The organism is Pseudomonas sp. Tav-5-1A, from assembly GCF_055755055.1.
The window spans coordinates 5363678-5385276 of the sequence record NZ_CM146901.1; the positions used below are offsets into that span (position 1 = coordinate 5363678).

22 protein-coding genes are annotated in these 21599 nt (G+C 63.8%); 9 read left to right on the forward strand and 13 right to left on the reverse strand.

All coding sequences use genetic code 11. The features are described from left to right. Positions 1-16 precede the first annotated feature (16 nt). Positions 17-841, forward strand: a complete 825-nt coding sequence (locus AC0J42_RS24635) for a class I SAM-dependent methyltransferase (RefSeq protein WP_416426485.1) — start codon at positions 17-19, stop codon at positions 839-841. Between the two features lie 117 nt (positions 842-958). Here the strand turns inward: AC0J42_RS24635 and def are convergent, their stop codons facing one another. The 3 genes from def to AC0J42_RS24650 form a co-directional block, all read right to left on the reverse strand. Next, complete coding sequence (gene def, locus AC0J42_RS24640; RefSeq protein ID WP_473004287.1) at positions 959-1498, reverse strand: peptide deformylase; 540 nt, start codon at positions 1496-1498, stop codon at positions 959-961. Positions 1499-1517: 19 nt separating this feature from the next. Continuing rightward, positions 1518-2471: a YihY/virulence factor BrkB family protein gene (locus tag AC0J42_RS24645; protein ID WP_473004288.1), complete on the reverse strand. Its 954-nt coding sequence runs from the start codon at positions 2469-2471 to the stop codon at positions 1518-1520. A gap of 191 nt (positions 2472-2662) precedes the next feature. After that, a complete protein-coding gene (locus tag AC0J42_RS24650) occupies positions 2663-2842 on the reverse strand; it encodes a CsbD family protein (protein ID WP_416426490.1) in 180 nt (59 codons plus the stop codon). Between the two features lie 248 nt (positions 2843-3090). Here AC0J42_RS24650 and AC0J42_RS24655 point away from each other — a divergent pair, with 248 nt between their 5' ends. Together AC0J42_RS24655 and AC0J42_RS24660 are read left to right on the forward strand one after the other, a co-directional pair. Then, complete coding sequence (locus AC0J42_RS24655; RefSeq protein ID WP_416426491.1) at positions 3091-4572, forward strand: right-handed parallel beta-helix repeat-containing protein; 1482 nt, start codon at positions 3091-3093, stop codon at positions 4570-4572. A 128-nt stretch (positions 4573-4700) separates the two neighbouring features. Next, complete coding sequence (locus AC0J42_RS24660) at positions 4701-5081, forward strand: hypothetical protein (RefSeq protein ID WP_416426493.1); 381 nt, start codon at positions 4701-4703, stop codon at positions 5079-5081. A gap of 69 nt (positions 5082-5150) precedes the next feature. On the opposite strand, the gene AC0J42_RS24665 is transcribed toward AC0J42_RS24660, so the two are convergent. Continuing rightward, positions 5151-5552 carry a DUF2177 family protein gene (locus AC0J42_RS24665; RefSeq protein WP_416426494.1) on the reverse strand — a complete coding sequence of 134 codons (402 nt, stop codon included), beginning with the start codon at positions 5550-5552 and terminating at the stop codon, positions 5151-5153. An 85-nt stretch (positions 5553-5637) separates the two neighbouring features. After that, a complete protein-coding gene (locus AC0J42_RS24670; protein ID WP_416426495.1) occupies positions 5638-6474 on the reverse strand; it encodes a CvfB family protein in 837 nt (278 codons plus the stop codon). Positions 6475-6791: 317 nt separating this feature from the next. Between AC0J42_RS24670 and AC0J42_RS24675 the strand changes: the two genes are divergently transcribed. Together AC0J42_RS24675 and AC0J42_RS24680 are read left to right on the forward strand one after the other, a co-directional pair. After that, positions 6792-6980: a hypothetical protein gene (locus AC0J42_RS24675; protein ID WP_027977102.1), complete on the forward strand. Its 189-nt coding sequence runs from the start codon at positions 6792-6794 to the stop codon at positions 6978-6980. A gap of 167 nt (positions 6981-7147) precedes the next feature. Beyond that, positions 7148-7873 (forward strand): TorF family putative porin, encoded by a 726-nt coding sequence (locus AC0J42_RS24680; RefSeq protein WP_416427458.1) that lies wholly within the window; start codon positions 7148-7150, stop codon positions 7871-7873. Positions 7874-7954: 81 nt separating this feature from the next. Here the strand turns inward: AC0J42_RS24680 and aceK are convergent, their stop codons facing one another. Then, complete coding sequence (gene aceK / locus AC0J42_RS24685) at positions 7955-9676, reverse strand: bifunctional isocitrate dehydrogenase kinase/phosphatase (RefSeq protein ID WP_473004291.1); 1722 nt, start codon at positions 9674-9676, stop codon at positions 7955-7957. Between the two features lie 228 nt (positions 9677-9904). On the opposite strand from aceK, the gene AC0J42_RS24690 reads away from it, so the two are divergent. Then, positions 9905-10774 carry a DMT family transporter gene (locus tag AC0J42_RS24690; protein WP_473006900.1) on the forward strand — a complete coding sequence of 290 codons (870 nt, stop codon included), beginning with the start codon at positions 9905-9907 and terminating at the stop codon, positions 10772-10774. A 96-nt stretch (positions 10775-10870) separates the two neighbouring features. On the opposite strand, the gene AC0J42_RS24695 is transcribed toward AC0J42_RS24690, so the two are convergent. The 3 genes from AC0J42_RS24695 to AC0J42_RS24705 are packed head-to-tail and all read right to left on the reverse strand — an operon-like array spanning position 10871 to position 14668. After that, positions 10871-12160: an NAD(P)/FAD-dependent oxidoreductase gene (locus AC0J42_RS24695; protein WP_473004293.1), complete on the reverse strand. Its 1290-nt coding sequence runs from the start codon at positions 12158-12160 to the stop codon at positions 10871-10873. A gap of 20 nt (positions 12161-12180) precedes the next feature. Further along, positions 12181-13269 (reverse strand): polyamine ABC transporter substrate-binding protein, encoded by a 1089-nt coding sequence (locus AC0J42_RS24700; protein ID WP_416426499.1) that lies wholly within the window; start codon positions 13267-13269, stop codon positions 12181-12183. Positions 13270-13309: 40 nt separating this feature from the next. Next, positions 13310-14668 (reverse strand): glutamine synthetase family protein, encoded by a 1359-nt coding sequence (locus tag AC0J42_RS24705; protein ID WP_416426500.1) that lies wholly within the window; start codon positions 14666-14668, stop codon positions 13310-13312. A gap of 181 nt (positions 14669-14849) precedes the next feature. On the opposite strand from AC0J42_RS24705, the gene AC0J42_RS24710 reads away from it, so the two are divergent. After that, complete coding sequence (locus AC0J42_RS24710) at positions 14850-15752, forward strand: helix-turn-helix domain-containing protein (protein ID WP_416426502.1); 903 nt, start codon at positions 14850-14852, stop codon at positions 15750-15752. 4 nt (positions 15753-15756) lie between these two features. On the opposite strand, the gene AC0J42_RS24715 is transcribed toward AC0J42_RS24710, so the two are convergent. Both AC0J42_RS24715 and AC0J42_RS24720 read right to left on the reverse strand, forming a co-directional pair. Then, on the reverse strand, positions 15757-16617 hold the full coding sequence (locus AC0J42_RS24715) for a DMT family transporter (protein WP_473004294.1): 861 nt from the start codon (positions 16615-16617) through the stop codon (positions 15757-15759). Between the two features lie 339 nt (positions 16618-16956). Further along, positions 16957-17616 (reverse strand): alpha/beta hydrolase, encoded by a 660-nt coding sequence (locus AC0J42_RS24720; RefSeq protein WP_473004295.1) that lies wholly within the window; start codon positions 17614-17616, stop codon positions 16957-16959. Between the two features lie 135 nt (positions 17617-17751). Between AC0J42_RS24720 and AC0J42_RS24725 the strand changes: the two genes are divergently transcribed. Further along, complete coding sequence (locus AC0J42_RS24725) at positions 17752-18156, forward strand: heme-binding protein (protein ID WP_416426506.1); 405 nt, start codon at positions 17752-17754, stop codon at positions 18154-18156. A gap of 38 nt (positions 18157-18194) precedes the next feature. On the opposite strand, the gene AC0J42_RS24730 is transcribed toward AC0J42_RS24725, so the two are convergent. Then, positions 18195-19133 carry an aspartyl/asparaginyl beta-hydroxylase domain-containing protein gene (locus AC0J42_RS24730; protein WP_416426508.1) on the reverse strand — a complete coding sequence of 313 codons (939 nt, stop codon included), beginning with the start codon at positions 19131-19133 and terminating at the stop codon, positions 18195-18197. Positions 19134-19344: 211 nt separating this feature from the next. Next, complete coding sequence (gene cysK, locus AC0J42_RS24735; protein ID WP_416426510.1) at positions 19345-20319, reverse strand: cysteine synthase A; 975 nt, start codon at positions 20317-20319, stop codon at positions 19345-19347. A gap of 124 nt (positions 20320-20443) precedes the next feature. Between cysK and AC0J42_RS24740 the strand changes: the two genes are divergently transcribed. Further along, positions 20444-21523: a DUF748 domain-containing protein gene (locus AC0J42_RS24740; protein ID WP_473004296.1), complete on the forward strand. Its 1080-nt coding sequence runs from the start codon at positions 20444-20446 to the stop codon at positions 21521-21523. Positions 21524-21599 lie beyond the last annotated feature (76 nt).

Consider the following 21599-nt stretch of genomic DNA (forward strand, 5'->3'; position numbering starts at 1 on the left):
GCCTACAGGGATTGTCATGAAACGTTCGTTGCTCGCGGCTATTGCCCTGGCGTGTGCCGCCCCCGCCTTCGCCTTGACCCTGGCCGCCGTGGCCCCGCCCTCCACCATCAGCGACAAGACCTTCGCCAGTGTGCTCAAGGGCAGCTGGCGCGACCCGGCCAACAGCGCCCGCGACCGTTACCGCCACCCGCGCCAGACCCTGCAGTTCTTCGGCCTGCGCCAGGACCAGACGGTGATCGAGATCACCCCCGGCACCGGCTGGTACAGCGAAGTGCTGGCGCCGCTGCTCAAGGACCACGGCAGCTACATCGCCGCCGTGCAGTCGTCCGGCAGCTTCGACACCCTCAAGCGCAAGTTCGACGCCGACAGCGCCCACTACGGCAAGGCCAGGCTGGTGACCTTCGATCCCAAGGCCCCCACCTTCGGCCCGGACGCCTCGGCCGACGCCCTGCTGACCTTCCGCAACGTGCATAACTGGGTCATGGCCGACAACGCCAAGGCCATGTTCCAGGGCTTCTACCAGGTGCTCAAGCCGGGCGGCACCCTGGGCGTGGTGGACCATCGCGGCAAGCCGGGCGAGACCGTGGAGCAGATCAAGAGCAGCGGTTACCTGCCTACTGAATACGTGATCAAGCTGGCCACCGACGCCGGCTTCACCCTGGTGGGCCAGAGCGAAATCAACGCCAACCACAGGGACACCAAAGACTACCCGCAAGGCGTGTGGACCCTGCCGCCCACCTACAAACTGGGTGCCAAGGACAAGGCGAAATACCAGGCCATCGGTGAGTCGGACCGCATGACGTTACGGTTCATCAAGCCGGTGGCAGTGGCCAAGGATTAGTGGCGGCCGCTTACGACGTTGTTGTGGGAGCTGGCTTGCCAGCGAGCTGTTGAGGCCCTAAAAGCTCGCTGGCAAGCCAGCTCCCACAAAGACAGTTGCCGCTACACGAAAAATGCGTTAATCGTCGGACGCCGGATCCAGCCCGGGGAACAGCACCTCGGTAAAGCCAAAGCGGCTGAAGTCGGTGATGCGCGAGGGGTACAGCCGGCCGATCAGGTGGTCGCACTCGTGCTGCACCACCCGCGCATGAAAGCCCTGGGCCACGCGCTGAATGGGTTGGCCCTGGGGGTCGAAGCCCTCGTAGCGGATGTGCGTGTAGCGGTCCACCACCCCACGCAAGCCCGGCACCGACAGGCAGCCTTCCCAGCCTTCTTCGGTGGCCGGGCTCAACGGCGTGATCAAGGGGTTGATGAGGATGGTCTGTGGCACCGCTTCGGCGTCCGGGTAGCGCTCGCTGCGCTCGAAGCCGAAGATCACCAGCTGCAGGTCGACGCCGATCTGTGGCGCGGCCAGGCCCACGCCACCGACGTGTTCCATGGTCTGGAACATGTCGGCGATCAGCTGGGTCAGCTCGGCGCTGCCGAACATGTTGGCCGGCACTGGTTGGGCCACGCGCAGCAGGCGCTCGTCGCCCATCTTGAGGATGTCGTGAATCATGAGGCGGTCCTTCTCCCGGTCAGGCCTGCTCGGCGTCCGGTTTCAGCGAGTGATCGCGGCCCAGACCCGAAACATGCTTTTTATCATCTTGCGCCTCGTCTTCGGGAAATTCCTTGTGGCCCGGGTCCTTGCCCTCTTCCGACATGTGCTCGATCACTGCATTCATCTCGGCGCCCAGCAACAGCACCGCCGAGGAGATGTAGAAATACAGCAGCAGCACGATGATCGCGCCGATGCTGCCGTACATGGCGTTGTAGTTGGCGAACGTTTTAACGTAGAAGGCAAAGCCCAGCGAAGCGATGATCCACACCACCACGGCCAGCACCGAGCCTGGGGTGATGAAGCGAAACTTCTGCCGCACGTCCGGCATCACGTAGTAGATCAGCGCCACGGCGATCATCATCAGGATCACGATCACCGGCCAGCGGGCGATGGTCCACAAGGTCACGATGAAGTCTTCCAGGCCGATCTGCCCGGCCAGCCAGCCCATGACCTGCGGGCCCAGCACCATCAGCGCGGCCGCCGCCAGCAGCATGCCGGCGATGCCCACGGTGTAGAAGATCGACAGCGGGATGCGCTTCCATACCGGGCGCTCCTCGACCACGTCGTAGGCAGCGTTCATGGCGCTCATCATCAGCCGCACGCCGGCCGAGGCGGTCCACAGGGCGATGACGATACCGAACGACAGCAGCCCGCCCTTGGATTGCTGCAGCTGGTCGATCACCGGGTTCACCGAATCCAGCGCCTGGGGCGGCAACACCAGTCCGGCCTGCAGGCGCAGCCACGAGAAGAAGTCGGGCAGGTGCAGGAAGCCGATCAGGGCAATCAGGAACAGGATGAAGGGAAACAGCGAGAACAGCATCTGGTAGGCCAGCGCCGAGGCATAGGTGGACATCTCGTCATCGATGAACTCCTTCACCGTGCGCATCAGCACGGTCTGCAGGCTCAGTTCACGCAATTCCGGAAAAATCATTAGCGTCTCCTTTCGCCGCCATGGGGAGGGTTACAACGAGTGAAACGCCGGACCTGGCCACACTCGGGGGCACAGGTTTTACCTCAATGTAGCGTGAAACACGAACCTGGAACGGTTACCGGCAATGTCCAGACAGCACAGCGGCCATCCGAGGATGACCGCTGTATTGGCTCAGACCGCGCGAACACCGTTTAGTGCTTGCTCAGTTTGTCCTTGGCTTCGCCAATGGTTTGCTGGACTTTGCCCTTGGCCTTGTCCGCGGCGCCTTCGGCACGCAACTTGTCGCTGCCCACCAGTTTGCCGGCGCCTTCCTTGACGTTGCCCTTCGCTTCGTTAGCCATTCCTTTCACTTTGTCTTTAGTGCCACTCATGGTATTTCTCCTTTCAGGAAAGTACAGGTGTCTAAAGTCGACATAAGGTTGACTGAACGCTTCGCCCCAGAGTTTCAAAAATTTCTCGGTAATTATCTTTACCCGATGAACTGCACTGGGCGAATATCGACCGCAACCACCCGCACCGCCCACACATCGCGTTCTGCATCTACTAGACTCATGCCGCGTTTTCGCCACCGAGCCGGCGAACGTGAAAAAACAACAGTGTTTTCCCGGAATCGATACTCATGCGTGTTTCCCCCGTACTGGCAGCCCTGCTGCTGGCCCTGCCCGTGGTGACAGCCCACGCGGACGAGCCGACCCCGACCACGGATGCGCCGCAGACCCTGGTGGTCAACAGCTACGCCGACGACGGCAAGGATGGCACCCTGCGCTGGGCCATCGAGCAGAACAACCAGAACCCCGGCCATTACCGCATCGAGATCCAGGCGGTGGGCAGCGCGCCCTTCGTGATCAAGCCGACCTCGGCCCTGCCTGACATCAAGGGCCCGGTGGTGATCGAGGGTTCGGCGTGGAAACACAGCGGCGACTTCATCGCCATCGACGGTTCGGCGTTCGTCCAGGGCGACACAGCCAAGGCCTGCCCAGGCGCGGTGGCCGGCCAGTCGGGCGCCAACGTGCGCACCTTGAGCAACCCCGGCCTGAGCGTGCGCGACACCCAGGGCGTGGACATCAGCGGCCTGGAAGTGCGCAACTTCTGCATCGGCATCCTGCTCAACCGCGCCGGCAACAGCAGCGTGCACGACAACCGCATCGTCGCCAACCGCGGCGGCGCCGGCATCATGCTGACCGGCGACGACGGCCAGGGCAACGCCACGGTCAACACCACCATCAACAACCGCATCATCCGCAACCAGCTGATCGACAACGGCGACGGCCTGGAACTGAGCCGCGGCGCGGCGTTCAACCTGCTGGCCGACAACCTGTTCCGCGCCAGCAAGCTGACCCCCGAGGCGTCCCAGGGCGTGGAAGTCTTCCAGGCCAGCGACAACACCCTGACCCACAACCGCTTCGAAGGCTACTCCGACGGCGTGCAGATCAACGCCGGCGACCGCAACTACCTGGGTGGCAACGTGCTCATCGGCAACTCCATTGGCATCAGCGTCACCGGCGCCGACAACCTGCTGGACCGCAACGTGATCCACGGCAACCGTATCGGCGTGGCCCTGCGCCCCGAAGCCGTGAGCCACAACACCCGCCTGACCGCCAACCGCATCTGGGACAACAGCCAGGACGTGAAGCGTTGCCAGAGCGGCGGCTCGTGCATCCCCACCCAGCGCACCGGTGCCATCGTCTTCGGCGTGCCGGGCCCGGACAACGCCAGCTTCGTGGGCAACCGCGGCGCCGGCGTGGAAGCCGGCAAGGCGGTGATCTGCGCGGCCAAGGGCGCGCCGGTGGTGGACTGCCAGCAGTTGCCCAACCACAACCAACCGGCACCCAAGCTGCGCGCCATTGCCGCTGGCCGCCTGCACGGCGAAGTCACCGGCGAGCCCAACAGCCGCTACCGCGTGGAAGTGTTCGGCAACGCCAAGCCGACTGAAACCGAGGCTGCCAACTTCCTCGGCGAGGTGTATGTGTCCACCAACGGCCGCGGCGTGGCCAACTTCAGCTTCCCGCTGGACGTGAAGGAGCCCAACCGCTCGTTCACCGTCACCGCCACCAGCCCGGACGGTGCCACTTCCGAGCTGAGCAAGGCCCTGCCCCGCTGAGCCAATACCGCGCCCTGCCCGCTTTTGGCGGCAGGGCGTCAGGTTTGCCTTTATGTTTGCGCGTTTTACCCCGAGAATGCACCGCGTATTCAGCCACGGCGCTGACGCTTCATTTGCGTAGGACTTCTATGAAACTCGACAAACCCCTGGCCATCGCGCGCCGCAACAAAGAACTCGGCGGCGCGGTGCTTGGTGTCAACAACTGCCATTTCACCCTGCACGACGCCCGTCGCAACATCTTCTGGTTCGACATTCCGGTGGGTCGCCTGGCGGTTGGCCAATATGAGTGGATTCACATGCTCATGCACACCCCGGCCACCGACCAGCTGCTGCACCTGAAGGTGCCCACCGCGTTCTTCCGCGAGCGCATGGAAGGCCTGACCGTGCGTAACGCCGGCAAGCGCAAGTCGACAGTGAGCCTGGAGCTGAGCGCCGACAAGGATTCGTTCCTGAAAGACGTGCGCCCCACCGGCACCGGTGTGAGCTTCGCGCAGTTCCTGCAGGGCTGAAATCGCTGACGCGGCCTGGCGGCCGCTGCTACGGGACGTGTAGCAGCGGCCGCCAGGCCGCGTCCAGCCTCACGCCCATTTGCTGGTTGCCCACACCCCAACGGCCGCCGCCAGCGCCGACACCACGATGCCCCAGAAGATATCGATGAACACCAGCAACGGCGGCCAGCCCACCAGCGTGGCCCAGTTGGTCAGGTCGTAGGTGCCGTAGGCCACCAGCCCGAGCATCGCCCCTACCCCCAGGCCGCGCCAGACGCTGCCCGCGTTCACCCCCGGCCACACCGCCAGCACCACCACGCCCAGCGCATACAGCAGGTAAAAGGCTGCCGCCGGCCCGAGCAAGGGCTTGTCGCGCATCAGCGAGCCGAGCATTTGTTTGTAGGTAGGACTCATGAGCACGCCCAGCCACAGGGCGTCGAGTACAAGGATGACCAGAAGGGTGCTGACGTAGGCGATCAGGGCTTTTTTCATCGGTACACTGCCTCGAAAGGGGTTCGTACAGTGTAGGCCCAGGCCCGGCGCGAAAAGTTCACGCCGGGTGTCTAGCTCAAGGGCTTCAGGTCAATTCGATGCGGTCGGCATGAATCACCAGCTTGCCTTCCTTGTAGAGGGCACCGATGGCCTTCTTGAAGTTGCCCTTGCTCACGCCGAACAGGCCGCTGATCACGGCCGGGTCGCTCTTGTCGCTGACCGGCAGCACGCCATTGTTGTCGCGCAACTTGCCGAGGATCTGGCTGTGCAGGCTGCTGGTCAGTTGCTCACCCACCGGTTGCAGGCTGAGGGCAATCTTGCCATCGCTGCGCAGTTCCTTGATGAAGCCTTTTTCCTGCTTGCCCGAACGCAGGAACTTGAACACTTCGTTCTTGTGAATCAGGCCCCAGTGCTTGTTGTTGATGATGGCCTTGAAACCCATGTCGGTTTCCTCGGCCACCAGCAGGTCGACTTCCTGGCCAACGCTGTAGTTGGCGGGCAACTTGTCCAGGTAGCGGTCCAGGCGCGCGGTGGCGGTGATGCGCTTGGTGCGCTTGTCCAGGTAGACATGCACCACGCAGTAGTCACCCTGCTTGAGCTCGCGCTTCTCTTCCGAATACGGCAGCAGCAGGTCCTTGGGCAGGCCCCAGTCCAGGAATACGCCGATGCTGTTGATTTCGACGACTTTCAGGCTGGCGAACTCGCCCACCTGAACTTTTGGCTTTTCCGTGGTGGCCAGCAACTTGTCTTCGCTGTCCAGGTACACGAACACATTCAACCAGTCTTCATCTTCACTGGGAATATCTTTCGGAATATAACGGTTGGGCAGCAGTATTTCGCCGTCGGCGCCACCGTCCAGATATAAACCGAAGTCCGTATGTTTAACCACTTGCAAACTGTTGTAGCGCCCGACTAAAGCCATTTCAAAAAACCCTCGTTACGTGGGCGCATTCTACCCCAGATCCCCGGCTGCCGCTGCCCCGGCGCGCCAAGCCTTGATTTTCAAGGGCTTGGCGCCCCGTTCGTCAGGCCATTGGTCGCCTGGCCTGGCCAAGGCCTGTGCCCGACGGCCGTTTCAATGCAAACTTTCCATTTAAAACAAACGCTTAGGGCCGACAAATTAAAATAAAACGAACGATTGACAAATTACTATTAAGCTATTTCCAGGCCAATATTAGCCCAACAATTAAAGCCCCCTTGCGGTATAATCGCCGGCCGTATTGAAAATTGCACAGGTGAATGGCAGCCATGCGTGTTAAAGCCTCCAACAGCAAAGCCAAGCCCGCTCCGGCCGTGGAAACCAGCGAATCGATCAACGACCAGATCGCCGCCTTCCTCAAGTCCGGTGGTGAAATCCAGCAGATCGCCAAGGGCGTCAGCGGCCAGACTTTCACGCCGTCGCGCCACATCAGCCTGGGCAAGAAGTAATACCCCTGAGGCTCGTGGGCTGCCTGGCCCACCGCCTCCGCTTCACCTCCCCGCGTAGCCTTTCTGCCCATCGGCGCAGGTAAACCCGACGAACGGTATCAAACCAGCTTCGTTGCCCGGTATGCTTCACCCCTCTAGATCAAGCCTTCCAGCCCGGGAGGAGCATGATGCTCAAGCCCAGCCTACTTTTTGCAGCCACGTTGCTGGCGGCCCAATGTGCGAGCGCGCAACCGGTGCAGTTGCAGCGTGACCTGGGCGACTACAGCCTGCAGATCGGCACCAACCCGGCGCGCAGCATGGCCCAGGGCCTGGTCAAACCCGCGACCTCCGACACCGTGCACGGCGGCGTGGACCTGAGCAGCGACAGCGGCTGGTATTTCGGCCAGTGGTCGCCGAGCATGGGCCTGACCGCGTCCACCAGCATGGAAATCGACACCTACACCGGCTTCAAGAGCTCCTTCACCCAAAGCCTGGGCTACGAGGTGGGCGTGATTCACTACACCTTCCCCGACCTTGCCACCAACGACAGCCACGAGGTGTACGCCGGCCTGACCGTGCTCAGCACCCGTTTCGGCGCGGCCTTCAGCGATGACCCTGGGCGCCACGACAGCACCCTGTTCGCCGACTTCGGCCACGTGCCGCTGTTGGACTTCGGCGTGCGCGTGAAGGTCGGCGACCACCAGCTCGACACGCCCTACACCATCGGCGACGGCAGCGAAGTGCGCGGCTTCAGCGACTGGTCGGTGCAGCTGTCGCGGGCGTTCATGGGCGTGGACTTGAACCTCATCTACAGCGGCTCCAGCCTGGGCGGCGCCAGCTGCGAGGCCTACTCGGGCCAGAACAGCTGGTGCGACGGCACCCTGGTACTGCAGGCCCAGCGCTCGCTGTTCTAGACCTTGTGGGAGCTGGCTTGCCAGCGAGCTGTTGGCGCCTCAAAAAACTCGCTGGCAAGCCAGCTCCCACACCGAAGACGTTTATTCGTTATCCCGCTGCTGGCGGCGGTAAGGGAACACGTCGATCACCTTGCCGTCCATGATCGCGCCCTGCAGGCCTTTCCAGTAATCGGCGTCGTACAGTTCACCGTGCAACTGGCTGAACAGCTTGCGCTGGCCCGCATCGGCGAACAGGAACGGCGGAAACTCCTCCGGAAACACGTCGTGAGGGCCGATGGAATACCACGGCTCGGAGGACATCTCGTCCTCGGGAAAACGCGGCGGCGGGATGTAGCGGAAGTTCACCTCGGTGAGGTAGCTGATTTCGTCGTAGTCGTAGAACACCACGCGGCCGTGACGGGTGACGCCGAAGTTCTTCAGCAGCATATCGCCGGGGAAGATGTTCGCCGCTGCCAGTTGCTTGATGGCCAGGCCGTAGTCTTCCAGGGCCTCGCGCACCTGGGGCTCGTTGGCGCTTTCCAGGTACAGGTTCAGGGGCGTCATGCGCCGTTCGGTCCAGCAGTGGCGGATCAGCACGGTGTCGCCCTCCAACTGCACGGTGGATGGCGCCACCTCCAGCAGCTCGGCCAGGCACTCGGGGTCGAACTTGCTCTGGGGGAAGCGAAAATCGGCGAACTCCTGGGTGTCGGCCATGCGCCCCACGCGATCGACGCTTTTCACCAGTCGGTATTTCTCGATGACCGTGTTGCGGTCGACGTTCTTCGAGGGCGAGAAGCGGTCCTTGATGATCTTGAACACCGTGTTGAAGCCCGGCAGGGTGAACACCGACATGACCATGCCGCGCACGCCGGGGGCCATGATAAAACGGTCGTCGGTCTTGGCCAGGTGACGGATCAGTGCGCGGTAGAATTCCGACTTGCCGTGTTTGTAGAAGCCGATGGAGGTGTACAGCTCGGCGATGTGCTTGCCCGGCAGGATGCGCTTGAGAAAGCCGACGAACTCGGCCGGCACCGGCACGTCCACCATGAAGTACGAGCGGGTGAAGGAGAAGATGATCGACACCTCGGCCTCGTCGGTGATCAGCGCGTCCACGCGCACGCCCTGCCCTTCGCGGTGCAGGAACGCAATCGCCACCGGCCACTGCTCGTCGTGGGTATACAGGCGGCCCACCAGGTAGGCGCCCTTGTTGCGGTACAGCACCGAGGAAAACAGCTCCAGGCACAACTCGCTGTCCTTGCACACCCAGTCGGGCAGGTGCTCGCGCAAATGACCCGGCAGGCGCTGGATATCGCCCTCTAGGTCGGCGTAGGGCACCTCGAAACGGTAGTCGCGGAACACCTGGGCGAGCATATTGCCCAGTTGGCCGTTGGGCTTGTAGGTGCGCGTCTGCGGTGCGCGCTCGCCGCGCAGGCTGGGGCGCGTGGTGTGGATGAACATGCAGCCGTCGGTGATCAGGTCATGGCTGAACAGGCCGCAGAAGATCGAGTTGTACCAGGTCTCGGCCAGTTCATCGTCGAAACGCAGGTCAATCAGGCGGATATAGGCGCTTTTCACCAAGGGCCACAGGCTGACGTCCATCAGCACCGGGTGTTCGAAGCCCTCGCGCAGGGCGCCCACGGTCTGCGCCACCTTTTCTTCATACAGGTTGATGCGCGCCGCCGACGCCTGCTGGATGTCCTGCCAATGGGCCTGCTCGAACCGCGCGCGGGCGCCGTCGGTGATCAGCCGGAAGTGTTCGCGGTAGTCGTCGAAGCCGTCGAGGATGGTGCGGGCGATCTCGGCGGCCGGCCATTGTTGCGCCATGGGTGAAGCCTCTGCGAAGGGGGCGAACCCCAAGCGTAGCAACCATTGTTTGTAGCCGCTGCCGAAGGCTGCGCTGGCCGGTGTGTACACTGGCGATCTGCAGCGGGGCACAGGGCCAGCGCAGCCTTCGGCAGCGGCTACGAGGGTGGTTGCCAACGCAGGCGTGCTCTAGGAGACTTGCCGCCCTGCCCACCGGATCTGGAGATCCCCTTGAAACCTGCCTCCCTCATGAACATGTTGCTGCTTGCCGCCGTCTGGGGTGCCAGCTTCCTGTTCATGCGCGTCATCGCCCCGGTGCTGGGCGCGTTCCCCACCGCCTTCTTCCGCGTCGCCATCGCCGCCACCGGCCTGCTGGTGATTCTGGGCCTGATGCGGGTGAAATGGGATTTCCAAGGCAAGCTCAAGACCTGCCTGCTGCTGGGCATGATCAACTCCGGCATGCCTGCCACCCTGTACTCGGTGGCTGCCCAGGTGCTGCCGGCCGGCTATTCGGCGATTTTCAACGCCACCACGCCGCTGATGGGCGTGTTGATTGGCGGCCTGTTCTTCCATGAGCGCCTGACCCCGCTCAAGCTGCTGGGGGTGTTCGCCGGGCTGTTTGGCGTCGGCATCCTCACCCGTGCCGGCCCCGTGGCCTTCGACCTGCAACTGGCCCTGGGCGCCGTGGCCTGCCTGCTGGCCACCACCTGCTACGGTTTTGCCGGTTTCCTGGCCCGGCGCTGGCTGGACCAGCAAGGCGGCCTGGACCCGCGCCTGTCGGCCCTGGGCAGCATGCTCGGCGCTACCCTGCTGCTGACGCCGCTGTGCGCCGCCAGCGTGGCCATCGCCCCGCCGGCCAGCTGGGGCGGCTGGGAGGTATGGGGGTCGCTGCTGGGGTTGGGCCTGGTGTGCACGGCGTTTGCCTACATCCTGTACTTCCGTTTGCTGACCGACATCGGCCCGGTGAAGTCCAGCACCGTGACCTTCATGATCCCGGCGTTCGGCGTGTTGTGGGGGGCGTTGCTGCTGGGCGAGCCGCTGTCGTGGGCGCACCTGTATGGCGGGGTGTTGATTGGCTTGGCGTTGTATTTCGTCCTGAAACCCACCAAATCCCCGTAGCAGCGGCCGTAGGCCGCGTCCCGCAACACCGCCCCCCATAAGGGATTACGCGGTGCTTCTGGACGCGGCCTGCGGCCGCTGCTACGGGGATGGGTGTCAGCCCAGCATTTCCTTGAGGCGGTACCACGCCATGCCCAGCGCCAGCAGCGGCGAGCGCAGGGCCTTGCCGCCCGGGAAGGTCATGTGCGGCACCTTGCTGAACACGTCGAAGCCGTGGCTGTGGCCGGCCTGGATGGCCTCGGCCAGCAGTTTCGCCGTCCAGTGGGTAACGTTCACCCCATGCCCGCTGTAGCCCTGGGCGTAGTACACGTTGGGGTGCTGGTTGAGCCGGCCTACCTGGGGGAAGCGGTTGGCGGTGATGCCGATCATGCCGCCCCACTGGTAGTCCAGTTTCACGTTGGCCAGTTGCGGGAACACCTTGAGCATCTTCGGCCGCATGTAGGCGCCGATGTCCGCCGGGTCCTTGCCCGAATAGTGACAGGCGCCGCCGAACAGCAGGCGGCGGTCAGCCGTGAGGCGGTAGTAGTCCAGGCCCACTTTCTGGTCGCACAGCGCCAGGTCCAGCGGGATCAGGCTCTGCGCCACCTCGCGGCTCAACGGTTCGGTGGTGATGATGTAGCTGCCGGCGGGCAGCACCTTGCCGCTCAGGCGTGGCTCAAGGTCATCCAGGTGGGCGTTGCAACCCAGCACCAGGTGGCCGGCGCGTACCGTGCCGCCGGCGCAGCGCACCTGCACGGTGCTGCCGTGGATGATCTCCAGCGCCGGGCTGTGCTCGAAGATGCGCACGCCCTGGGCCTGGGCCAGCCGCGCCTCGGCCAGCACCAGGCGCAGCGGGTGCAGGTGCCCCGAGCCCATGTCGATGAAGCCGCCGGCGTACTGGTCGCTGGCCACCACTTCGCTCATCTGCCCCGGGCCGACGATGCGGGTTGCATGGCTGTAGCCGATGTCCCCCAGCCAGCGCTGTTCCTCGGCGAACGCGGCGAACTGCGCCGGGGTGTTCGCCAGTTCGCAGAAGCCCCAGCGCAGGTCGCAGTCGATGTTGTTGGCCTCGATGCGCTCGCGCACCACCGCCACCGACTCGATGCCGGCCTGCTCCAGGTAGCGCACGCCGTCGTTGCCCACGTAGCGGGCGAAACCGTCCACCGCGTGGCCGATGCCACGGATCAGTTGCCCGCCGTTGCGGCCACTGGCGCCCCAGCCGATTCGCCGCCCTTCCAGCAGCACCACCGACAAGCCACGCGCGGCCAGTTCAAGGGCCGTGTTGACGCCGGTGAAGCCACCGCCTATCACGCACACATCGGCGACCAGGTCCTCCCCCAGGCAGGGGTAGTCAGGCATCTGGCCGGCGGTTGCCGCGTAGTAGGAACGGGCATGTTCTGAATGCATCACCATCACACTTCTCGCTGTCAGCGGTTTGACTTGATGTCGGTCCAGTCGCGGGTCATCAAGCGCATGATGGCCGGCGTCGGGGCGGTGGAAATGTACAGCTTGTCCAGCACTTCCTGGGGCGGGTAGACCTCAGGATTGCTCAGCAGCTCGGGATCCATGTACTGCTTGGCCTCCACGTTGGGGTTGGCGTAGCCCACGGTGGCGCTGACCTTGGCGATCACCTGCGGGTCGAGCAGGTTGTTGATGAAGGCATGGGCCTCTTTCACGTCGGCGGCGTCGGCGGGGATGGCCAGCAGGTCGAACCACAGGTTGGCGCCTTCCTTGGGAATCGAGTAGGCGATGTGGATGCCATTCTTGGCTTCCTTGGCGCGGTTGGCGGCCTGGAACACGTCACCCGAGTAGCCGAAGGCCACGCAGATATTGCCGTTGGCCAGGTCCGAGACGTACTTGGACGAGTGGAAGTAGGTCACGTACGGGCGCACGGTCTTGAGCTTGGCCTTGACCTTGGCGTAGTCCTCCGGCTTGTTGCTGCGCGGGTCCATGCCCATGTAGTTGAGCACGGCGGGCATCACTTCGTCAGCCGAGTCCATCATCGACACGCCGCACTTGGCGAGCTTCTTCATGTTCTCGGGCTCGAACAGCACGGCCCAGGAGTCGATGTGGTCGACGCCCAGCACCTGCTTCACCTTGTCCACGTTGTAGCCAATGCCGTTGGTGCCCCACAGGTACGGCACCGAGTGCTCGTTGCCCGGGTCATTCTTTTCCAGCAGGGCCATCAGTTTGGGGTCCAGGTTTTTCCAGTTCGGCAGCTGCGAGCGGTCCAGTTTCAGGAACGCCCCGGCCTTTACCTGGCGCCCCAGGAAATGGTTGGAGGGCACCACCACGTCGTAGCCGGTGTGGCCGGCCAGCAACTTGCCCTCCAGGGTCTCGTTGGAGTCGAATACGTCGTACACCACCTTGATGCCGGTCTTGGCGGTGAAGTCCGCCAGGGTCGTTTCACCAATGTAGTCGGTCCAGTTGTAGACGCTGACAGAGCCTTCGGCATGGGCGCCGGTGGCGCACAGCAGCGCCAGCGCCGCGGGTAACATGGATTTCAGTAAACGCATTCGACTCACTCCGTTGGTACTTTTCTAATGGTTTTTTTGCTTACACGCTCAGCAGCAGGAATTCACGCTCCCAGGAGCTGATGACCCGCTTGAAGTTTTCATGCTCGGCACGTTTCACCGCCACGTAGCCGCGGACGAACTTCTCGCCCAGGTACTTGATCACGGTGTCGCACTCTTCCATATGCGCCAAGGCGTCCTCGATGGTGATCGGCAGGCGCAGGTTGCGGCGCTCGTAGGCGCGGCCTTCCACCGGCGCGCTCGGCTCGATGTGCTCGACCATGCCCAGGTAGCCGCACAGCAGGCTGGCGGCGATGGCCAGGTAAGGGTTGGCATCGGCGCCCGGCAGGCGGTTTTCCACGCGCATGGCTTCGGGGCTGGCGTCCGGCACGCGCAGGCCCACGGTGCGGTTCTCTTCGCCCCACTCCACGTTCACCGGTGCCGAGGTGTCCGGCAGGAAGCGGCGGAACGAGTTGACGTTGGGCGCGAACATCGGCAGCAGCTTGGGAATGTACTTCTGCAGGCCGCCGATGTGGTGGAGGAACAGCTGGCTCTTGCTGCCGTCTTCGTTGACGAAGATCGGCTTGCCGGTGGCGATGTCGACCACGCTCTGGTGCAGGTGCATGGCGCTGCCCGGCTCGTCACCCACCGGCTTGGCCATGAAGGTGGCGGTGACGTTGTGCTTGAGCGCCGCCTCGCGCATGGTGCGCTTGAAGATGGTGATCTGGTCGGCCAGGTCCAGGGCGTCGCCGTGGCGGAAGTTGATTTCCATCTGCGCCGGGCCGTCTTCGTGGATCAGCGTGTCCAGGTCCAGGCCCTGGGCTTCACACCAGTCGTAGACGTCCTCGAACAGCGGGTCGAATTCGTTGGCGGCGTCGATGGAGAACGACTGCCGGCCGCTTTCGGCGCGGCCCGAGCGGCCCAGCGGCGCGCGCAGGGGCAGGTCCGGGTCTTCGCAGCGCTGGGTCAGGTAGAACTCCATCTCGGGCGCCACGATAGGCTGCCAGCCCTTGTCGGCGTACAGCTTGAGGACTTTCTTCAAGACGTTGCGCGGCGACAGCTCGACCGGGTTGCCCTGCTTGTCGAAGGTGTCGTGGATGACGATGGCCGTAGGCTCGATGGCCCACGGGATCACGTAGATCGACGAAGGGTCGGGGCGGCAGATCATGTCGATGTCCGCCGGGTCCAGCAGGTCGTAGTAGATGTCGTCGTCGACAAAATCCCCGGTTACCGTTTGCAACAGCACGCTTTCCGGCAGGCGCATGCCGCGCTCGTGCAGGAATTTGTTGGTGGGTGCTATCTTGCCGCGGGCGATGCCGGTCAGGTCGCTGACCACACATTCAACCTCGGTAATCTTGTGATCTTTCAGCCAACTGGACAGTTGGTCGAAGGGGGCATTCATAAAGACCTCGTCGTGGATGATGTGAGCGCCGGTATTGTATGTTTTTTCCCTCACCGGAATGAGGCTTGGGGTGTCTCTTCCCCTTGGGCGCGTTCCCTTATATCTTGCGCAAGCGGCTTATAACCATCTATCCATTTTACGCACGCCGAAATGCACCATTATGGTGCGCCAAGGTCATCGCATGAAAGAGCCTTTTTCGCTTAACGTCCAGGCCTTCGACACCGGCAGCTTTGCCGAGCAGATCCAGGTCACCCCCGGCTGGGTGCAGGACTACCAGCAGATGTCGCCCGGGCATTTCCGCGGCCGCATCCGCTACCTCGACCTGCAGGGCGTGGAAATTTACGAAGAAGGCATGAACACCCGCGTGGAGCAGCATTTCAGTGCGCCCAAGGGCTCGCTGGCGTTCTGCTTCGACCTGAGCGAGCAGTCGCTGTATTTGCTCAACGGCGAGAGCCGCAACATCTGGATCACCCCGGAGAACTACCGCGAGGTGGCCGTGGTGTTCGGCCCGCAGTTCGTCCGTGAGCACGGCCTGGACAGCGCGCGCCTGGCCGGGCTGTTCATGGCGCCGCTGAGCTGCGGCCAGAACGCGCTGTTCACTCGCTGGCTGAGCAGCACCCTCACCCGCCTGGCCCAGGCCGAGCACGCCCCCGACCGCGAGGCGCTGACCGCGCAGCTGCTGGACGACTGCCTGTTCATCCTCGACCACGCCTCGGTGGGCCTGGACGGCAGCGCGCTGCAACGCCGCGCTGCGGAACGGCGGATCATGAAGCGGGTGTTCGAATGGGCAGCCGATGTGCCGGACGAGACCTTGAACCTGGTAGAGCTGGCCAGCGTCGCCGAAGTGTCGCTGCGCCAGCTGCAGCAGGCGTTCAAGGCCTACACCGGCATGGCGCCGGCGCAGTGGCTGCGCTTGAAGCGGCTGAACAACGCACACCGCGAACTGCTGAAGGCCCAGGGCAGCGCCACCACGGTGGCCGAGGTGGCGATGCACTGGTCGTTCTGGCACCTGGGGCGCTTCTCCAGCAGCTACCGGGCGCTGTTCGACGAACTGCCCAGCGAGACCCTCAAGCGCAAGCGCTGAGGCCCTAGGCCTTGCGGAACACGAACACCAGCCCCAGCACGATCAGGCCCATGCCCGCCACGCTCAGCAGCGCCAGGCGGTTGCCGAAGATCAGCCAGTCCATCACCGCCGTCACCGCCGGCACCAGGTAGAACAGGCTGGTGACGTTCACCAGGTTGCCGCGGGCAATCAAACGGTACAGCAGCAAGGTCGCCAGCACCGACACCACCAGCCCCATGTACAGCACCGGCACGTAGAACGACAGGCTGTGCTCGATGTGGAACGGCTGGCTGGGCACGAACAGCGCACACAGCAGCATGCCCGCCGCGTACTGCACCGGCAACGTGCCCAGCGGGTCGGTGCTGATGCGCTTCTGCATGATCGAGCCCAGGGTCATGCTGAGCATGGCCAGCAGCGCGAAGGCCATGCCGGCCATGGACATGCCGGCGATGCCGATGCTCTGGAACACCACCAGCACCAGCCCTGCCAGCCCCAGGCACAGGCCGAACAGCCGGGTGAAGGAATGGCGACGCTCCACCAGCACGGCGGTGAGGATCGGCTGCACACCCATCACCGTGGCCATCACCCCGGGGGTGACCTTCAGGCTCAAGGCCAGGATGTAGAAGATCTGGTAGGCGCCCAGCAGCACCAGGCCGGTGGCGATGGCGTACAGCACGCCTTGCCGAGTGCCGGGCAGGCGCAGCTTGAGCACCGGTATCAGCAGCACCAGCGCCACCAGAGCGATGGCGAAACGGCACAGCAGGAAGGCGAACGCCGAGGCGTGGGCCAGGCCCCATTTGGAGAAAATGGCGCCACTGCTCCACAGCAGGACGAACAGGATGGTCGAGGCCGCCGAGGCCACGGAGTCTTTCGAAAAGGCAAACATGTATGCACCTGTCATTCGGGCCAATCAAGGCCAGCACGGCTAAACAGCCGGGTTCAGTGTTTTGATGTGCGGGTCAGACCGCAGGAACAACGCCTGGAGGGGGTGCAACGACTGCACACACGGGCGTCTGAACGACAGGAGGGGGATATTGACCGAGCATGGCGGGCTGCTGGTCCACGCGCGGCACGCCGACAGCGTGAGCTGTGCGAGGTTTGCCGGTGGGGAAGCAGGAGGTGGCCATGGGGTGCTCGTTTGCAAGTGAAGGCCGACTATAGCAAGGGTTGGATCGCGTTGCCAGCGGACGCGGCCTTCGGCAGCTGCTACGGGTAGCGTCGCGGGTTACGCTGGAATCAGTGCGTTCAACCACTCGACGAAATCCGCTACCACTGCGCCGCTCAGCTCATGGCCGATGGGGTACAGCTTGAGCTCGTGGCGCACCCCCAGTTCGTTGAGGAACTGGTCGGCGCGCTCGGCCCAGCTGACCGGCAGCTTGTTGTCGTGAATGCCGTGGGCGACGAACGCCTTCAACGCCGACAGCTCCAGCGGACCGGCCAACCGCACGGCGATCTCCGGGAGGATGCGGCCGCTGAGCAGGCCGAAGCCCTTGAACAGCGCTGGCGCGGTGAGGCCGCTGCTGGCGCTCATGATGCCGCCCTGGCTGAAACCGGCGATCACCGTGGGCAGCGGCGGCAGCGCCTGCGCCAGCAGCTGGCGGCGGCTGGCTTCGGCCTGCTCGGCGTTGATCACCGGGCCCTGCTCGCCGAACTGCACGTTGAACCAGGCAAACTGCTGCGGGCCGATCGCCAGCGGCCCCTGCACCGCCAGCACTTCAAAGTCGCCGGGCATGTGCTCGCCCAGCGCCACCATGCCGCGCTCGTTGCTGCCCACCCCGTGCAGCAGCAACAGGCGCCCGCGCACCGGGCCGCTGGCCGGGCTGAGACGGTAGTGGAGGTGCGAAACCGGGTCGTGTTGCAGGTCACCGAAGGTGCGAGTGGTCATCAACGTGGTCCTTGAAGGCAATGGCTCTAGCCTAGGCCATCGGCGCCGTTCTGATAAGTCGCCATTGATGGGACAAAGCATCCCGCCGCGTGTGAAGATAACGGCAGTTGCCCCACCCAATAAAAGGACTGATCGATGCGCACCAAAGCCGTACTGGGCCACACCGAAACCACCCGAATCATGGCCGCCGCCCGCGCCGAAGCGCTGCAGAACCACTGGGCCGTGACCATCGCCATCGTCGATGACGGCGGCCACCTGCTGGCCTTGGAGCGCCTGGACGGCGCCGCCTCCAGCACCGCCTACCTGGCCCCCGAGAAGGCCCGCACCTCGGCCATCAGCGGCCGCGAGTCAAAGTATTACGAAGAGCTGGTGAACAACGGCCGCAACTCGTTCCTGTCGGTGGACATCATGACCTGCCTGGAAGGCGCGGTGCCGATCGTCCACGACGGCCAGGTGATCGGCGCCATTGGCGTGTCAGGGGTGAAGTCGGAGTTTGACGCGCAAATTGCCCGCGCCGGCGCCGCCGTGCTGGGTCAATAAGGCAGCAGGGCCCCGGCCGAGCGGCCGGGGCACGGGGCTTAGCCGAACAGCCAGTAGCCCAGGGCAGTCAGCACCACCACCGCCAGCACCGGGCGCATGACGCGGTAGGCCTTGGGGTTGGCGCGCTTGAACTTCTTCACCTTGCCGGCGATGCCGTCGCTGAAGCGCTTGCTCCAGGCGTAGGCCTGGTTGATGCCGCCCACGCGTTCTTCATCGACGTTCTGCGGTGCCGTGGCGCGGCCCAGGAAGGCGCTGACGCTGCGGTTGATGCGGCCCATCAGGCGGCTGCTGAGCGGGCGCTCGATGTCGCAGAACAGGATCACGCGGGTGAAGTCGGTCTCGTTCTTGACCCAGTGCACGTAGGTCTCGTCGAACATCACGTCCTCACCGTCGCGCCAGGCGTATTCCTGGCCATCGACGAAGATGCGGCAGGCGTCGGAATTCGGCGTCGACAGGCCCAGGTGGTAGCGCAGGGAGCCGGCGAACGGGTCGCGGTGCGGGTTCAGGTGGCTGCCGCCGGGCAGCAGCGCGAACATCGCGCCCTTGACGTTGGGAATGCGGCTGACCAGCTCGACGGTCTTGGGGCACAGGGCCACGGCCGATGGCAGCGGCTGGTCGTACCATTTGAGGTAGAAACGCTTCCAGCCTTTCTTGAAGAACGAACCGAAGCCGGCGTCGTTGTTCTTCTCGGCGGCGCGAATGTAGCCCTCGTCGAACAGGTGCATGGCTTCTTCGCGGATGGTTTCCCAGTTGTCCTTCAGCAGGTCCAGCTCGGGGAACTTGCTGCGGTCCAGGTAAGGCTTGGACGGCACGGCAGAGAACAGGTACATCAGCGCGTTGTACGGCGCGAAGAAGGCGGAGTGGTTGACGAACTGGCGCAACACCGGCAGGCGCGCCTTGCCGCGCAAGTGCACGTAAAGGATGCTGCAGACGAACAGCATCAGCACCGCAAGCTTGACGGTGAGTGAAAGGGTCATGCAACAACTCCTTGAATGGGCAGTCCGCCATGATAAACCCTGGGAGGCCAGCTAAACAGCCGCTCCGGACGAGATTCATTATTGCGTGGCGCGCAAGGACGGGCGTTGAGGCAGATCAACGAGCGCGATTATCCTTGTGGGAGCTGGCTTGCCAGCGAGCTTTTGGGGCTTTCAAAAGCTCGCTGGCAAGCCAGCTCCCACAATTTTCAGCTTACTGCTGGTTCTCGGCCTCGGTGAACAGGTCGGCGAACAGCATGCTCGACAGGTAGCGCTCGCCCGAGTCCGGCAGGATCACGACGATAGTCTTGCCCTGCATTTCCGGCTTCTCGGCCAGGCGCACGGCAGCGGCCATGGCGGCGCCACAGGAAATGCCGCACAGAATGCCTTCTTCCTGCATCAGGCGCAGGGCCATGGCCTTGGCCTCGTCGTCGCTGACCAGCTCCACGCGGTCCACCAGCGACAGGTCGAGGTTCTTCGGCACGAAACCGGCGCCGATGCCCTGGATCTTGTGCGGGCTGGGCTTGATCTCTTCACCGGCGATGGCCTGGGTGATCACCGGCGAGCCGATGGGCTCCACCGCCACTGAAAGAATCGACTTGCCCTGGGTGTGCTTGATGTAGCGGGAAATACCGGTGATGGTGCCGCCGGTGCCCACGCCCGCCACCAGCACGTCCACGGCGCCGTCGGTGTCGTTCCAGATTTCCGGGCCGGTGGTCTTCTCGTGAATGGCCGGGTTGGCCGGGTTGCTGAACTGCTGCGGCATGAAATAGGTGTCGGGGTTGGCCTTGGCCAGCTCCTCGGCCTTCTCGATGGCGCCCTTCATGCCCTTGGCCGGCTCGGTCAGCAGCAGCTCGGCACCCAGGGCCTTGAGCACCTTGCGGCGCTCGATGCTCATGGAGGCCGGCATGGTCAGCACCAACTTGTAGCCACGGGCGGCAGCGACGAACGCCAGGCCGATGCCGGTGTTGCCCGAGGTGGGCTCGATGATGGTCATGCCTGGCTTGAGCTTGCCGCTGCTTTCAGCGTCCCAGATCATGTTGGCACCGATGCGGCACTTGACCGAATAACCGGGGTTGCGGCCTTCGATCTTGGCCAGCACGGTCACGCCGCGCGGGGCGATGCGGTTGATCTGCACCAGCGGCGTGTTGCCGATGGAATGCGCGTTGTCAGCGAAAATGCGGCTCATGGCAGGAGGTCCTTATGCACCAGCGTAAAAATTCAAGGGTAAGCCCGGGGGCCTGGCGAGTCCAGTGCGAACGGATGCGGTGGCCGCAGGTCAATGCCTGTATACGGTCCCGGACATGCGCATCATGAAACGTCGCTACAGCTGGCCCTTGTGGACGGTGGCAGTCATTGTGCTGTTGCTGATCGTGGTGCACGTCGCCCTGCCCTACGTGGTGCGCAATTACCTCAACGACAAGCTGGCCGACATGGGCGCCTACCGCGGCCACGTGGCCGACGTCGACCTGGCGCTGTGGCGCGGTGCCTACAAGATCAATGGCCTGGAGATCGTCAAGGTCGACGGCAAGGTGCCGGTGCCGCTGCTGACTACGCCACTGATCGACCTGTCGGTGAGCTGGTCGTCGCTGTGGTACGACCATGCCGTGGTGGCCAAGGTGGAGTTCGTCGACCCCGAGCTCAACTTCGTCGACGGCGGCGCCAACAAGCAGGCCTCGCAGACCGGTGCCGGCACCGACTGGCGCGCGCAGATGAACAAGCTGCTGCCCATCACCCTCGACGAAGTGCGCATCGACAACGGCACCATCACCTTCCGCAACTTCAGCTCCAAGCCGCCGGTAAAACTGTCCGCCGACCAGGTCAACGCCAGCATCTTCAACCTCACCAACGTCGCCGACAAACAGGGCAAGCGCAACGCCCGCTTCGAAGGCCACGCCCAGCTGTTCGGCCAGGCACCGCTGGAAACCACCGCCACCTTCGACCCGTTCAGCAATTTCGAGGACTTCCAGTTCCGCCTGCGCACCACCGGCATCGAACTGCGCAAGGTCAACGACTTCAGCAGCGCCTACGGCAAGTTCGACTTCAACGCCGGCACCGGCGACGTGGTCATCGAAGCCACGGCGAAAAAAGGCCAGCTGACCGGCTACATCAAGCCCCTGCTGCACAACGTCGAAGTGTTCAACTGGCAGCAGGACGTGGAAAACAAGAACAAGAGTTTCTTCCGCTCGGTGTGGGAAGCCATCGTCGGCGGCACCCAGACCCTGCTCAAGAACCAGCAGAAAAACCAGTTCGCCACCCGCGTCGACCTCAGCGGCAGCGTGCACCGCCAGGACATCAGCGCCCTGGAAGCCTTCTGGGAGATCTTGCGCAACGGCTTCGTGCAGGCGTTCAACGCCAGATACGAGCAGGCACCGCCGAAAGAAGGCGGCTGATTGCCCCTGGCGTGTTCATTCAGCGACTGAATAGTGGTGCTGCGTTCACATTCGACCGGGCCGCGCGTTATAGTCG